8 protein-coding genes are annotated in these 15,896 nt (G+C 64.8%); 4 read left to right on the forward strand and 4 right to left on the reverse strand.

The features are described from left to right. Window positions 1-345: 345 nt before the first annotated feature. A complete protein-coding gene (locus ACWEO7_RS35070) occupies window positions 346-1,092 on the forward strand; it encodes a hypothetical protein (RefSeq protein WP_452429648.1) in 747 nt (248 codons plus the stop codon). A 184-nt stretch (window positions 1,093-1,276) separates the two neighbouring features. Here the strand turns inward: ACWEO7_RS35070 and ACWEO7_RS35075 are convergent, their stop codons facing one another. The 3 genes from ACWEO7_RS35075 to ACWEO7_RS35085 form a co-directional block, all read right to left on the reverse strand. After that, window positions 1,277-4,672 (reverse strand): hypothetical protein, encoded by a 3,396-nt coding sequence (locus ACWEO7_RS35075; protein ID WP_452429650.1) that lies wholly within the window; start codon window positions 4,670-4,672, stop codon window positions 1,277-1,279. A 783-nt stretch (window positions 4,673-5,455) separates the two neighbouring features. Next, window positions 5,456-7,198, reverse strand: coding sequence for a hypothetical protein (locus ACWEO7_RS35080; protein ID WP_397080867.1), 1,743 nt, complete (start codon window positions 7,196-7,198; stop codon window positions 5,456-5,458). Between the two features lie 424 nt (window positions 7,199-7,622). After that, window positions 7,623-9,446 carry a recombinase family protein gene (locus ACWEO7_RS35085; protein WP_452429652.1) on the reverse strand — a complete coding sequence of 608 codons (1,824 nt, stop codon included), beginning with the start codon at window positions 9,444-9,446 and terminating at the stop codon, window positions 7,623-7,625. Between the two features lie 766 nt (window positions 9,447-10,212). Between ACWEO7_RS35085 and ACWEO7_RS35090 the strand changes: the two genes are divergently transcribed. From ACWEO7_RS35090 to ACWEO7_RS35100, 3 genes are all read left to right on the forward strand, one after another. Next, a complete protein-coding gene (locus ACWEO7_RS35090; RefSeq protein WP_452429654.1) occupies window positions 10,213-10,917 on the forward strand; it encodes a VanZ family protein in 705 nt (234 codons plus the stop codon). Window positions 10,918-11,347: 430 nt separating this feature from the next. Beyond that, window positions 11,348-14,134, forward strand: coding sequence for a MobF family relaxase (gene mobF / locus ACWEO7_RS35095; RefSeq protein ID WP_452429656.1), 2,787 nt, complete (start codon window positions 11,348-11,350; stop codon window positions 14,132-14,134). A 20-nt stretch (window positions 14,135-14,154) separates the two neighbouring features. Next, complete coding sequence (locus ACWEO7_RS35100) at window positions 14,155-15,705, forward strand: hypothetical protein (protein ID WP_452429658.1); 1,551 nt, start codon at window positions 14,155-14,157, stop codon at window positions 15,703-15,705. 4 nt (window positions 15,706-15,709) lie between these two features. On the opposite strand, the gene ACWEO7_RS35105 is transcribed toward ACWEO7_RS35100, so the two are convergent. Further along, on the reverse strand, window positions 15,710-15,896 hold a 187-nt coding region (locus tag ACWEO7_RS35105), incomplete at its 5' end, for a transposase (RefSeq protein WP_452429660.1).

The following is a 15,896-nucleotide window of genomic DNA, read 5'->3' on the forward strand; positions in this document are numbered from 1 at the left end:
CGCCTGCCCCGGGCTGGGGAATTACGTGAACACGGCCCTGGCCGATTACGTGAACGAGAACCTGGATCTGGTGGGGAATTTCATGAACGCCGACAGCCAGAGCACGCCGGCAAACGAGCCGCCCTCATCGCCCACTACAGTGCAGCAGAAATAGCGACTCGAATTGCCACCTTTCTCGAACATGCAGGCGTCGACACTGAAATCGGCGAAAGCTTCTCGGGAATCAGAGAAACGGCAAGGTACTGGCTCGATACCCACCGAAGGAATCGGACTGCGCTGCTAGACGATTTGAGCGCGTTCGCGCCTCCCCCGACGCAACCACTACCCGTCGACGGGTTGTGGTCCTTGGCCGACCTCGGGTCTTTCCTCAAAGTGACCCACTATGACGACCGCAGTGACAGTTCGGCTGGACAGACCGGCTCCGCCGCCATACGGCGCGACGCGCTGGCTGCTATCGCCGACGCCTACGGTCTCGACAAAACCGCGATCGCGCAGCAAGCGCGATATATCCGGGCAGTCGGCGCAGCGGAGGGCGAGCGCGCAGAAATGGCCGAATGGTTCGTAGCTGCAACCGACGCACTCGATGAGCCTTCACTCTCCGATGATCTGAATGCGGTTTTGACCTCCGATCAGTTGCTCCTATTACTTTCACGGCTGGACTCGGGACCCGACTGGATTTCTTGGGCCTCAGCAAATGTTCTCGCTAATGTCAGTAACCCTCCGTGGAACAGCGAAGACATTTTCGAGAAAGGCATGTCGAATCGGCCACGTAATAGGGCGATCTTACTCTACCTCGTGGCGATCGTTACTGCCGCAGAGAAAGGTCAAGAACTACTGGCTCGGGCGGCCGCAGCCGAATCTGCTGATTATCGGATCGCCGCACGTATTGCGGCACAAGCTGAAGGCATGGATCCTGATAGCTCGATAACGGATGCGCTGCGCCGCGACCCTGACTTGTCGGTCCGTCCACCTGAGACTCGACACGACACAGCGTCGGCGACGCACTGGTCATGTGCCAGCTGTCGAACGACAAATGATTTGGATGCCGAAGACTGCGCAAGCTGTGCAAGTGGTTCACGCCCAGACAAGTGAAAGGAACACCGCACTTAACTGATTCATTCGATTAGCGACTGCTCGCCATCTTCGAAGATCTGACCGGGCGCGGGCTGCCGATAACGGCACCCTCTTTGGGTGCAAGTGGATCGAGTCGACCAGCTCACGCCTATGCGGTTCCCTGCTCCGCGACTATGTGGTGATCGAAACAGCAGCGTGCACGTCAGCTGTCGAGACCGACGGCCGCACGACGCACTGAGTGTCGTGTGTCCGCCCGCAACCTGTCGAGGACCTCGGCCAGGACGGCACGCCCATCTGTATCGGCACCAGATCCGGGGTGTGCATTGTCGGTCGCGTTGCGCAGTTGTTGTGCCAAAACCAGTCTGACCGAGGAAGCGTCGTCTCGCGCGAGGGCACGCAGGGTGGATGCCCATCGAGTCGGCGCAGCCGCAGCGACTACTGCGGCGAGTTCACGCATCGTTGACAGTGGATGCCCAGCAAGGATGGCCGCGTCAAGGTCGCCGACGCCGGTCGCCCCGAGCCAGGACAGGACGTGCGCGGCGCGCCTGACCGTGCCGGTGTCAGGGCTGCCGAGCAGGTCAATAGCGTGGTGACGCAGCCAATCACGGTGGTCATCGGTAGTGGAGCTGTTGAACGCCAGCCGCATGCCGTCGGCGCGCAATGAAGTTGGCCCGAGGTCGACGCGCAACGCGCTCAGCGGATGTGGATTGCTGGTTTCCGCATCCAGGAAGCTGCCATCCTGTTCCCCGGTCACATAGGTGCGACTTCGCAGGTGCACTTCGGTTTTGAGGCGGTCGTCTTGGTCGATGACCAGGTTGGCGGCGGCCTTGAGTGCGTCCTGCCGATTGCTGGCGGATGCTCGGCGATCTTCTGCGATGGCCATCACCTTGTACAGGCAGGCTTGCTGGTCGGCCAGTTCGAGGAAGCTGACAAGATAGGAGTCCGACACCAGCCGAGTACCGTGTTCGATCGAATAGCCGTCCGGCTCCGGTCTTTTCAGAAGCCTGTCGCGTGCGCGCGTTGCGCGCTCGGTGACCGAATCGTCTGCCTCGCCGAGTGATGCGATCGCTAGCCCTGCGTCATAGCGGCCTGCGGCGGCCATCGTTCTCAGCCGCTTCCGCAGAATGCTCCGCTGCCGGCCGGTCAGCACGGTGGCTGAGGGTGAATCAGGCGACGCCTGATTTGCAGCGGGAGTGGCAAGAGCGTCGATCACCCGTGGTTGGTGCAGCACATCAAGCGCGGCATCGGTGCCGGCCTCGGCGAGATCGAAGACGCGTTTGAGCGCGTGCCACGCCATTTCAGGATGATGCACCAGTATCGAGATGCATGCCCGAACATGTTCGCTGTCGTGGTAGCGATAGTGGTTCGCGGAGCGGGGAACGTCATCGGCGAGTATGTCGAGCAATCCCTTTGCGTCGACCGCATCACCCCGGCCTGCAAGAACGCAAAGTGTTTTGGTGGCTTGGACGGTCAGGCTGTCGCCGGGGTCGTCGGTGAGTTCTCCGTTGCGTCCGCGTCCGACTAGCTCCAGCAGTGCCTTGACCAGCAGGACGACTGTGTCATCGTCGAGCAAGTCCTGCTGTGCCGAGATCTGTACCAGTGCTGCCTTCTGCTGCCACCAGGGCCCGGACCCGACAGGCGAGACCATTGGCAGCAGCCGGTCGCCGGCTGTGTCGATCAGGGCGCGGAGCTTCTCGATGGCCCCGGCACGCTGGTAGCAGCAGGCGGCGCGGGCCAGTTCGGTGTTGTCCGCGTACAGGTCGCCGAGCAGTTCGGTGGCGGTGTTCTCATCGACCCAATCACCGACGACGATGCTGTCGGCCAGCCAGCGGCGGGCGGCGACGATTGCCTCCCGCGGATTGTTGGCGAGAGCGGCACGACGTGCGTCGGCTTCCGGGTCGCGAACTCGCCGGATCAGCCGGCCGCTGGAGGCTGTCGGAAGCGCTTGCGCCAGGGAATGGTAATCGTCACCGCCCACTGTCCACGGCCCATACCGAGCCTTGACCGCCTGGATGGCATACAGCCATCCGCCGGCATCGTCGGTGTGTCCGCCGTGAATAGCGCTGGCGACGGCTTGGCGCCAATGCTCGATAGCCTCCTCGGCGGAGCCATCGAGGGCTTCGCGGCGGGCGTGCGCGGCAAGGATCAGTGCGGCCGACTTTTCCGGTAGTCGCCGCTGCCGCGCCGCGGTCAGCAAAGTCCTGCGCTCGTCGGTGTTGTAGTAGCCGCGCACCAGACGTAGGCGCAGCGACGCCTCCCGCCCCTGATCGGACGGAGATGCCTGTGCGAGCTGCTCTATCGCGGCGGTGATGAGATCGTCCAGCTCGTCCAGGCTAGTGGCGGCCACATCCGTGCCGGAGTCAGTGGATTCAGCCCAGTCGGTAACTATCGCTCGGGACGGAGCGAGAATCGCTTCCGCGTGAGTCATTTCGGCCAGCAACAGCACCAGCAGCGGCTGATAGTCGGGCGGAGCTGAATCGGCGAGCGCTCGGCGGAGCGCGGTGCGCAGCTTGCTGGTGGCCGGTAAGGGGTGAACCGTTGCGTCGACAGCGGCCTCGATCAGCTCACCGTGGCGGCGGACGCCGATCAAGGTTTCCTGATCCATTCGGCGGGCCCGGTTGGCTCGCGCGCTCTCGTCGATCAACGCTTCGAGCGCGGACATACCGCTCTGCGGATCGAGCTTGGCAAGTCGCCTGCTCAACGCCTGTGCCTGACGGCTATCGGCCTCGTACAGAGCAACCGCAGCGAGTTCGGCGATAAGAGCGGCGACAGCCAGATGATCGTCGGTCTCGTCGAGAGCGTCGAGCTGCTTGCGCTGAACGACGTGCGAGTGTCCGCGGAACCCTTCTGCAGCCAGAGTGTCGGCGATGCGCTGGTAGGCAGCGGCTGCCGCGGCAGGATCGGCTCCTCGCAGCACGTCCGCGGCGGCAAGGTCATCTTCCAGGCCGTCCATTCGAATTGGCCCGACCAGGATCTGGTCGGCGAGCCGGACCAAGTTCACCGGCGGAGCGGCGACTCCGGGCAGCGGCGCACCCGTGCAGAACGTGTCGGCTGTCTCCCGTGTCCAGAACCGGCCGACGATCTCGGGGTGACTGCGTAGTTCGTCGTTGATCTGCTCGGCGCCCCACAACTCGATCGTCAGATCATTGTGCACATCTTGCAGCGTTGCCAGCTCGTCCTCCAGCTGCGTTGTAGCCGCCGAAGTGCTCACCGCGACAATCAGATGCCGGGCACCGAACGGCCTCTTACCGCTGGTGAACGTCCTCACCGCAGCACGCAGATTGGTGACGGTGAAGCGCCGGTAGTCCTTGCACTGAACCACCGTGTAGTCCCCGGTGTCGGGATGACGTCCCGCGAGATCGATTCCGTGCTGCTTCTGCCCGCCGACTCCGTAGCGGCGGAACCGCATTTGATCAAGACCGATGATCCCCTGCGCAACCGATACCAACAGCTGCTCGAACCGGTCCCACCCGATGTCCAGACGCAGTTCTCGACCGGCTCCGACATCCCCTGATACACCGGTGGAAGGAGGTCGCGCAAGAATCGAGTCAGCGGAAATCCGCTGCCATGCCGCGCCAGCAGTGCGACGCGCGCTCATACCGCATCACCCCAGCAGCGGGAACCGTGGCAGATCACCGAACTCCCCTACGTTCAATCATGAACGGAATCCTTCTGCTCATTCGCGCGCGATGTACGACCGACCACAGACCGGAACTGGGCAATCCGAGAGCAACAGTCGCAGACCGTAAACGTGCCGGGCCGCCTGAAGTTCCCGACTGGCACGTCTCCATAGCTGCCGTCGTCTATCCCGTCGGTCGCTGGCGAGTTCGACTGTTTCTCGTTTTCGTGAACGCCGGTTTGGAGCCTCGTCTCCAGGCCAGCGTTCGTCGGTTCTTCCGGGAGGCGGCCTTGCCCATTGTCATCCCTACCTCGCCGCTGCCCCGTCCTGCACAGTGTATCGGCGCTGTGCAGGACCGGTGATTTCCATAGGCTCGACAATGCCACCATGCACCCGCCGCAGGTCCACTCGGTCCTCGACCGGATTCGTACCGATGCGGAACTCGGGACTGATCTGGCGGCTGATCGCCCGGTGGATGGCGGTGAACCTCGACCAGCCCACGCGCCTCGCGCGAACGCGGGCGGGAGTCGCCCGCACCGCGCCGGCGTCTGGTTCACCCCCCCCACCGTCGGTGGGCTCGAATTCCGCTTCGTCGCCTGCCCCACCGCAGCGCTCATCTTCGTCTGCGACCTGCGACACCACCGTCTCGCCGACACCGTGCAAGTCAGCGAACACAGCACCGGCCGCGCCACCCGACTGCCCAACGAGGGTCTGTTTCTCGAACCCTGGCACCCGGGGTATGACCACATCGATGAAAGTCGTTCAGGTGTCTCCCACTGCTCGTGCGTCGCCGGTTCGGGACAGGAGGCGGCGGGTGATGTGTCGGTCCGAACCAGGGAGCAACCGCACGATATCCCCGGGCTGGACACCGGCCGACACGACGGAGGCGTCCTCAAATCGCACTGTCGGGCTGTGCGTGAGGAATTGGTCATCGAATTCGATGGTGCGGCCGTCGTAATCGATTGTGATCGGCCTGACGACCATCATTGCGAATTCATCATCCCCATTGTGGTTTGCGACAGCTTCAGGGTCGGTGACGTGCATGTCGACGCCTTCCCAGTCGTCGACGAGGTCCTCTCCGCGAAACAGTGCAGCGGCGTCGATGATCCGGTTGTACTGCGCGGAGTTGACCCGTCGAGGCATGCTCAGCGGCGTCGAGGTTCGGGTTTGCAGTTCGATCAGAGCCTCGGCCAACTTCGCCCACGTGCGGCTCTTTTCGACAAGTGCCTGATCTGCCCCAACATCCCACGGTGCCGCAAGTGGCGGACCGCCTGCCGTTGCCAGGACGAGTGCGGAAGAGCCGTCGAACAACGATTCCATCGCGCGAAGTACAGGCGCGACAAGGCGTGGTGGAGTCCCGCCGACCTCACGGGGAGTGATTCCGACTTCGGAGGTACCGGCGGCAGGGTCGAAGAGGAACTCCACCTCGATTGCTCCAGCGCGATCCCTACCGATCACTCGGATGCCTTCACCATGTAAGCCGTGGGTCTGCTGGACGTTCACGAGCTCGATGCAATGCCGTGACGGTTCGATCCGCAGTTCGAGGTCCAAGCCGGACGCACCACCCACTGCCACAGGTGCACCGATGTGGAGCAGTACCTCACCGACCGGCGGCGTGACGCCGGACGGCCCCTCGGAGCGCGTGACGCGAGCGGGCAATGCAATCTCAGGCGCAACACCGAATGTGATGAACCGACGCAGCGCATCGTGCTCACGAGACCCGGGGCGGACCGAGAAGGTCACCGACGTCGTAGGTGGTGGCCGCAAATCCATCAATGCCTGGCTGCGCGGGTACACCCGCACCACCCAGATGAAGGAATCGCCGAACTCGCTGGCGATCACCGCGCAGGCTCCACCAGCGCCTTCCATGAGATCAAAGTCCGGGGCATCCGGAGGTCCTAATCGTCCCGGACGAACTTCTGAGCTGTAGCGGTAGAAAGGATCGATCTCGTCCAGCGCCATGGCCAACGCGCGCTGTCGTTCACCGATCGCCGACAACAAGTCCTGACCTATCGCGTTTGGCAGAGCCATCCCTGCAGTAAGAGCTTGAGACACCAGCTCCTCGGTACGCCGTCGCCCATCGCCGAAGTAGTAGTCGACGAGCTGACTGCAATCGGCGGCCAACGTGTCGAGGTTGGTCCGGCCCATCCAATGCGTCTCCTCCAGCCCAGCACCCGCCGTCAACGCCTGCAACCACTCCCAGCGTTCGTTGGTGGGATCCCAGGGCATCACCAACGTCCAGGAGCGGACCGGAAGCCGGGGCAGTGTCTGACTGACGAACGCTCGCCAGGAATCCTCGATACTCGCGCGTTGCCTACTGTCCGGCGCTCGGGTGTACCGCTTCACCTGATAGACATCAAAACGATTGTCCGGAGCTGGGATTCGGATGTCGATGCCACGATCCCCCCGAGACGGGGTAATGAGATTGCCGCGCGGATACTTCAACAGCAATAGTGCCGCAACGAACTCCTCGACCGTCTCGCCAGGTAGGCGCTCCCAGTTCACCGGGGTCATAGGTCGAGCAAACCACATGCCACCGACATCTATACCGCCTCGAGCAGCGTACGCCGGACGCGGCAGAGCCACCGCGTAGTAGCGTCGGGCGCCGAACGGATCAGGGAAGCCGCACATCAGTGCGCGGGCACGCGGCTGGTCAGAAAGAAGCCCTTCGTCAGGTCAGGACGGGACTGCCTGGGACTCATGACGTCGACTCGCTGAATATTTGCGGACTAGTCAAAGTCATTCCAACTCGGTGACCTTGAACCATTGACAGGAGTGCCGATGTGTAGCAATGCTGAAATGGTGTCAGGGCAGAATGATCCGAGTTCAATCAGCTGTAGGAGCAACTACAGCATCGGTATTCGGCCGTCCATATACTCCCCGGATCATGCCCTCGGTTCTTGCGGTGTTCGTGCCGATGCAGCAACGATCACCCACTCGACCCAACCGCGTTGCAGTACAGAGCATTTCGTAGATGTTCGTAGTTGCGCATTCGTGCCCAGGGAGGTCTCCGGCGACCGCCCGGACACGGAGAACGTGTATGGTGAAGCCATGTACACGAAAAGTGTGCATATTTGCCGCAGTTTCGGTGTCCGAGTCCCCCTCCGGACACAGACACTACGCACACGGGTGGTTGTGGAGCAGTTTCTGCCACGACCACCCGTTTTTCGTGGTTGTAGGTGAGCTTCAGGCCGAGTTGCCGGTAAACCTCGAGTTTGTCGGTGGGGTCAGCCGCCTTCAGTATGTGGACCAAGCCGCCCAGCGAGGTCACAAGCTGGTGGATCTCCTCCTTGCTCATGTGGTGATCCGCGCGTTGCTCAACTTCCAGCGCGGCGAGCTGTGCCGCGGTGGCCCGGCGTTCGCGCTGGACCTGCTGGGTCCAGCCCGCCACAAGAGCCGGGTCGGTGCCCGCTTCCAGTGCTGCTCGGTACCAGGACAGCTTGCGGTCGTATTCGGCAACCGACCGTCGTGCACTCTCGATGGCGGATGTGTTGTCGGTCTGCGCATCCTCGAGCATGGTCAGCGAATGCTCGATCCGGTCGGGGTGGAAGATGTCGGCCAACCATGCATCGATCGGGGCGCTGAGCTGGTCTTCGCGCAGGTAGACGGTCGTCGGGTGGTCGATCTTGTTAGCGAGGGCGTACTCGGAGGGATACCGGCAGCGGTAGTGCGGCAGCCCGTGGTTCCAGTTGCCTTGCATGCGGCGTCCGCAGGCATCGTGGAACAACAGTCCCTTGAAGGCGTACGGGTGCTGACGGCGAGTCGTGGTTCTGCCCGTCGATTGCGGGCCTCGGGCGGCGAGCCGTAGTTGTGTCTGCTCGAAGGCGTCCTTGCTGATGAGTGCGCTATGGGCTGGCTGGTCGGAGTAGACCCACTCTTTCTTCGGGTTCCACGCCAAGCGGGTGTGATGGCCTAAGGCGACGTCATCGACGTCGATAAGGGACTCCTGCTTGCGCTGCTTGTTCCACACCTCGTAGCCGGTGTAGCGCGGATTGCCCAGGATCGCGCGCACCGCGCTCTTGGACCACGCGGCCCCGGAGCGATGGCTGTTGCGCCTGCGATCGTAGGCCGACGGGCACAGGATGTTGTCGGCGGTGAGTCGTTGCGCGATGGCGAAAATCCCTATGCTGGACAGGTACTCGCTGAAGATCCGTTGGACTACCGGCGCGGTGACAGGGTCGGGTTCAAGGGTATGCAGCCGTTTGCCGTCGGCGGCTTTGCCCGGGTTGGGATGGGGCCCGACGTCGGCGAGACGATACCCGTAAGGTGGCCGGCCGCCGAGGTAGCGGCCCTCGACTTGCGCTTGCGCGGCCATGGCGGCGCGGACGCGGATCTTGATGCGGTTGCGTTCGCCTTTGGACATACCGCCGAACACCGCCATGATCAGATCGTGCGCTTCGGATTCCGGGTCGATCGGGCCGCCGACCTCCGGCACCCACAGCTGCACGCCGTAGTGAACGAAGACCGGAAACGTCAGCCCGAACTGGTTGCCGTAGAACGCTCGCTGCGGTTCGCCGATCACGACCGCGTCGAACCCTCGCTCGGGTTCTTTGAGCAGCTCGAGCAGCCGCCCGGCTGCGGGGCGGCGCTTCCACGGGATCGACCGGGACTGCCCGATGTCGAAGAACTCGACGACGATCTGCCCGTGCTGACCGACCAGGGCGTTCGCTCGCCCGAGCTGCCAGTTGCGAGATGCTTCCGGATCTTGCTGGTCTTCGGTGGAGACCCGCCCGGCGAAAGCGAACCTGATCATTGCTGCGATTCCTCCTGCTGGTTGAGAAAGACATCGGCGTTCGGTGGTGACTTGGCCGAAGTACTCCATCCTCGGGAGTTGAGATGGAGGGAGTTGGCCGTGGTGTTGAGGGTGGACTCAGTCGGGGACTATCGACGGTCTCGCCACGGGTCTCGCGGACGTGTCGGAGAATGATCTCCAGCAACACTTTAGCGGCTATGGCGTTGAGCTGAGGCGGGTCCTCTGGAACGACGACAGTGACATCGTTCGTGCGGCTTCTGGCAGCCTGATCATGCGCGTTGCTGCCATCAGGGCACACGGCGCACGTCCTCGGCTACGCTGGCCGACTGGTAGCTGACCGATGACGACCGGTACCTCGTTCTGTACCAATCATGAGCCGCGCGCGTTCGGGCGTGGCTATCCCTCCGCCAAGAACGGCAGACCGGTGTGCTGGTGCGAGTAGAGGTGAACGATGAGCGCGCCGCCGTGGGAGACAAAGGCCCAGGACGAGCTGTGGCGCCGAGATGGCCACTAGAGGGCTCACCGTGGAGATCGAAAGGCATGGCTCCTCCAGGCCTGCCGATTCTCCCGCCTTCCATGAAAGCCGAAACACGGCGATTTCGCCACCACCTGTAGCCGAGGGTCCGTCAGAGCGCCGACAGATGCGCACTCGAGCTCCATGCTCTGTTAGCTCTCAATGGATGCGCGTGGGCGGCGATAAGTGCAGGCTGTGGGTGGGGATTTCGGCCAGGTCTGTGGCGCTGGTGAGTTGGGTGATACTGGCGGTGTGAACGGGACGTGGGAGGCGTGGGGTCGGGTCGTGGTGGAGGCGGTCGCCGCGATACCGGTAGCCGGTCTCGTGTCCTGGTGGCTGGCTGGGCGGCGCGGGTGGCGGGCGGCGCTGTGTGATGTCGGGATGGTGACGGGTACCGCGCCGTGGTTGTGGATGATTCTCACGCCGACCGGAAGAGGTCGTTCGGTGAATCTCGTGCCGCTGCGTGATCTGGCCGAGCAACTGGCCGACGACCGGGTAATCGAGCAGTTCGGCGGGAATCTGTTGGTCTTCGCCGCACTCGGCTTCCTGTTGCCGGTGCGCCGACCCTGGTTCGCCCGGTCGTACCGCATCCTGTTGGCGGGAGCAGCAGCTTCGATCGCGGTGGAGACTGCACAGTTCGCCCTCGCCATCGGCCGTCACTCATCCATCGACGACGTGCTGTTGAACGCGGCCGGCGCATGCCTGGCGGGCCAGCTCTCACGACATCTGTGGGCGTCGCGCGCAATTACCGACCGTTCCGAGCCGGCATTACCCGAAGAGCCGACACGGGGCATCGACTCCGACCGAGACGGCGTCGGCCAGCCGACTTCCCCGAGTAGGGAGATCACCGAGAAGTGCGTAGCCGCTGGGGCGATACCAGCCATCCGCGACGAGCTGCCCCGATCGATAGATCCACACTCGAGACCGATCCCGCTGGATGCGCGGAAATCGGCATGAGCGGAGATCCTGCGCCGCAGTCGATCTCGTGACGCCGACCACCCGCACATCGGCACTACCGCGTGTCTCGGCACGTGATGGCTGCTCGGCCGAGTCCTTGACCTGCTCTGCCGTCGGTATTCATGAACACTTCCGACGAGGTGTAGGTCGCGACACGCCGCCAGGATTGGCGAACAACTGACGTCACAGTTCGCGAACAGAGCCAGCCAGGGCCATGCAACCCTCAATTCATTCGGTCTCGCAGAATATTCGAATGCTCAACTCGCAACTAGCATGTGCTCCCACCGCTATCCAGCCACCCTCTCGCCAGCCCTTCCGCTAAACTCAAAACTGGCCACTACGAGAACAAGAATCTGCCACACCTCATGCTCCCTGGTCGCGGAAACATCACGGTCACTTCGCAGTAAGAGCGCGTACGGTGGATTGTGTGATGTCACTGGCGAAGCTCGGCAGTGGCGACGGCTACACGTATTATCTTCGTTCGATCGCCACCCAGGATGTGAACGATCGCGGTCCGCAGGACCTTTCGACCTACTACAGCGAACGCGGCGAATCCCCGGGCCGCTGGCTCGGTTCCGGCCTGCCGAACGTCGGTATCGCGGCCGGGGAGGCGGTGACCGAAGCGCAGATGCGGGCGTTGTTCGGTCACGGCCCGCATCCGAACGCCGAGGTGATGATCGCCGCCGAAGTAGAAGCCCGCTCCGCAGATGGCATCTCGCGACGCACGGCGCGGGCGCACGCGGTACGCCTGGTAAGGCTGGGTGCTCCGTTCACGAAACACGTGGCCGCGGAGTACTCCTACCGCTACGAGCGGGCCCACGCATATGCCGCCTACAACGCCGAGCACGGCCGCGTCCACTACGCCCCGATCCCCGCTGAGGAGCGCAGCCGCATCGCCACCGACGTTGCTGGGCGCATGTTCGCCGAGGAATATGGCCGTCCACCCCGCGATGACCGGGAATTGTCGGGCTGGGTCGCTCGCTCCAGCCGGGCGCCGTCGAAGCGGGTCGCCGGGTTCGACCTCACGTTCTCGCCGGTCAAGTCGGTGTCGACGTTGTGGGCGCTGGCGCCTCGCGAGGTGTCGGAGAAGATCGATGCCGCCGTCGATGCCGCCTTGCGGGATGTGCTGGCCTATCTGGAGGAGCACGCGGTGTTCACCCGGGTCGGGCGGCACAGTCGCCGCCAGGTCGACGTCGTCGGTGGCCTGATCGCCACCGCTTTCCAGCACCGCGATAGTCGCGCGGGTGACCCGAATCTGCACGTCCACGTGGTGATCTCGAACGCGGTCAAACGCCACGACGGGCAGTGGGGTGCACTCGACGGCAGGATGATCTACCAGCACAACGTCGCCGCCTCCGAGCTGTTCAACACCCGGCTGGAGCACTACCTCGAGCAGTCGGTCGGCGTGCAGTTCGCCGAACGTCACAGCAGCAGCCGACGCCGGCGCGGGAAGCGGCCGGTGCGGGAGATCGTCGGCGTCGAGGAGCGCCTGGCCGAGGAATGGTCGAAGCGATCGGCCGCCGTGGACGCCGAGCTGACCAAGCGCACGACGCGGTTTCAGGCCGAGCGTGGCCGCGAACCGACACCCGGTGAGCTGCACGACCTCGCCCAAGAAGCCACATTGAAAACCCGCGGCCACAAGGTGGCGGCCCGTTCGCGTGCTGAGCAACGCGCTGATTGGCGACGCGATGCCGTGCAGTTGCTCGGCGGTGAGAGCGCGGTCGATGCGATGGTCGCGACCGCCCTGGGACAGCCGATCCCGCAGCGGGAGGTCACCGACGCCGCGTGGGTCGCCGCGACCGCCGCGAGAGTGGTGGAGGTTGTGTCCGATTCCCGGGCGACCTGGCAATTCCGCCACATTCGCGCCGAAGCCACCCGCCAGCTGCGCGGCAGCATCGACCCGGCCGATTGGCACACCCTCATCACTCAGGTCACCGACGCCGCCTTGAGCGAGCCGCGGTCGATCCCCCGCGGCACACCAGAGGCCGAAGACATCGCACCCACCGTCGAGGCATTGACCCGCCGCGACGGAACCAGTGTGTTCACCACCTCAGGCTCCCAGCTCTACACCAGCCCACAGATCCTCGCGGCCGAGAAACGCCTGATCGGGGCGAGCCTGCTCGAAGGCGGGCGCACTATCGCGGCGGCCGCGGTGGATGCCGCGATCATCGAGCACGCCGCCAACAACAACGGCCAGATGCTCAACGACGGCCAAGTCCAGTTGCTGCGCGAGTTCGCCACCTCCGGACGCCGGTTACATGTCGCGATCGCCCCGGCCGGGACCGGGAAGACCACCGCTATGGCCGCGTTGGTGCGGGCCTGGACCACCGAGGGCGGCACCGTGCTCGGGCTGGCACCGGAAGGACCAGCCGCCGGTGTCCTTGGCAGCGGGATCGGCGCGGACTCCAAGACCGTAGACATGCTCGTCACCGTGATCAACGACATCCGGTCGGGCGAGCGGGCCCTCGACAACGCACCGGACTGGGTGCGGGCGATCGGACCCCGCACCCTCGTCGTACTGGACGAGGCCGCGAAAACACCCACTCTGAAACTGGATTCGACCGTGTCCTGGCTGATCGAACGCGGGGCCAGTGTGCGCGCGGTCGGTGCTGACAGGCAACTGTCCTCCGTGCAGGCCGGGGGCGTGATCCGCGACATGGTCCACCACGCCGGAGCCGCCACCCTCACCAGGGTCGTCCGCTTCGACAACCCGAGCGAGCGCGCCGCCAGCCTCGCCCTACGCCACGGCGATACGGCCGCGATCGCCTTCTACACCGACCACGGCCGCGTCCACGTCGGCACCCTCGGCGCCGCCGTCCACGCCGCGTACCGGGCCTGGCGGGCCGACTACGCCCAAGGCCGCGACGTCGCTCTGCTCGCGCCGACCAACGAACTGGTGCGCCAGCTCAACGCCCTCGCCCGCGACGAACGCCTCCGCCGCGAAGGCCTGCACGGACCGGAAACGTTGCTGTCGGACGGGCTTTCGGCCTCGCTCGGGGACATCATCACGACCAGGGAGAACAACTATCGGCTGCGGATCTCGCAGACCGATCACGTCCGCAACGGCTACCGCTGGAAGGTGCGTGCCGTCCACCCGGACGGGCGGATCACTGCCACCCACATCGGATCCGGCCGCAAAGTCACCCTGCCGACGGACTACGTACGTGAGTGCGTCGAACTAGGCTATGCCCGCACGATCAACTCCGCGAAGGGCTGACCACCGATACCTGCCACGGCGTGCTGACCGGCAGCGAGGACTGCTTCCAGCTGTATGTGCTGGCCACCCGCGCCCGCGCCGGCGGACGCCTTTACCTCGCCACCGCAGGCGACGGCCAGGACGCTCCTGCCCAGACGTGGAGCGCGCTGCACCCGCCCACCGCGATCGACCTGCTCACCCAAATCCTCGGCCGCGATGGCGGCCAAGTCTCCGCGACCACCCAGGCCCGCCAAGCCGCCGACTCGCGACGGCAGTTCGCTGGAGTCGTCGACGCCTACCTCGAGGCGCTTGGGGCGGCCGCCGACGCAGTGCTCGGCGACGAGCACCACGCCGCCGTCACCGCGGTCGCCGAACGCTTGGTGCCCGGTCTCACCGACGAGGAGGCATGGCCAGTGCTGCGCCAGCACCTGGCCATAATCGCCATGAACGGGCGCGATCCGATCACGACGCTCACCGACGCCATCACCGCGCGGGAACTCGACACTGCCGACGACAAAGCCGCCGTGCTGGTGTGGCGCATAGGCCAGCACGCCATCGGCAGCGGCCCGCTGGGATGGATCCCGGTGATCCCAGCCGTCCTGCGCGACGACACCGACTACGGCGAACACCTGCGGGTACGCGCGGTCCAGATCAAGGACCTTGCCGCCCAGATCGGCGCTACCGCCCACGCCTGGACACCCGAAACCGCACCAGTGTGGGCGCGGCAGCTCGTCGAACACGACCCGAACCTCATCGCCTCACTCGCCATCTGGCGGGCTGCACACGCGGTCCCCGACCACGACCGCCGCCCGACCGGCCCGGTGCAATACCCAGTCGGCGAACGCCGCACCCAGCTCCAACTCGATGCCGCAGTGCGGTCGCGTCTCGGACACCTCGACACCAACACCCGCCGCTGGAGCCCACTGGCCCGAGAGGTCGATGAGCGGATCACCACAGATCCGTACTGGCCACAACTGGCCGAGGGGCTGTCTCACGCCGCTGACACCGGACTCGACGTAGCGACTGCCGTCCGCACCGCAGCCGCGCAGCGCCCGTTACCGGATGAACAGCCCGCCGCCGCGCTGCGCTGGCGACTGGTCGAAACGCTCGACGACGCGCAGCGCCGCCACGCCGACCAACTCGCCCGCGCGGTCTCTGAACTCCGGGTCGACCAGTGGCGCAGCATGAGCGATCGGGAACTGGAAGACGAGATCCAGTCTGATCGACGCGTTTTCGATCTCGACCCGATCCTGGACATGGGTCTCATCATCGAACGTAGCCAGCGATCTGAGCGTGGCAGCGACGCCGACGCTGTACGCCGCGCTCACGCCGAACTCGATCAACAAGCGGCAGCGATCCGCACCGCCCGCACCGCACAGGCCGCAGTCGTGACCGCCGGACACGCCCTCACCCTCGCTCAACGGCAACAGGCGACCGCGCAGAACAACCCACCAAAGATTCCTTGGTGGCGCCCCGACGCCGCACGCGCCGCACGGGCGGAGCACGCTTCTCACCTCGAGCGCCTTCGCCAAGCCCTCAACGACGCCCAACAAAACCTGCTGGCCGCCCGGGAGATTGCCCGCCGCAACTAAGAATTCAGTTCAGAATGAGTTTGCGGAGGCATATGACGGCGCAGGCGAGGCTGAGTAGGGCTTGGTGGATGTCGGCGCGGCGTTCGTAGCGGATGTGTAGGCGTTTGAAGGCGTGCAGCCATGCGAGGCTGCGTTCGACCGGCCAGCGGACGGTACCCAGTCCGGAGCCGTGGGCGACGCCGCGCCGGGCG

The organism is Nocardia sp. NPDC004260 (genome assembly GCF_053603155.1).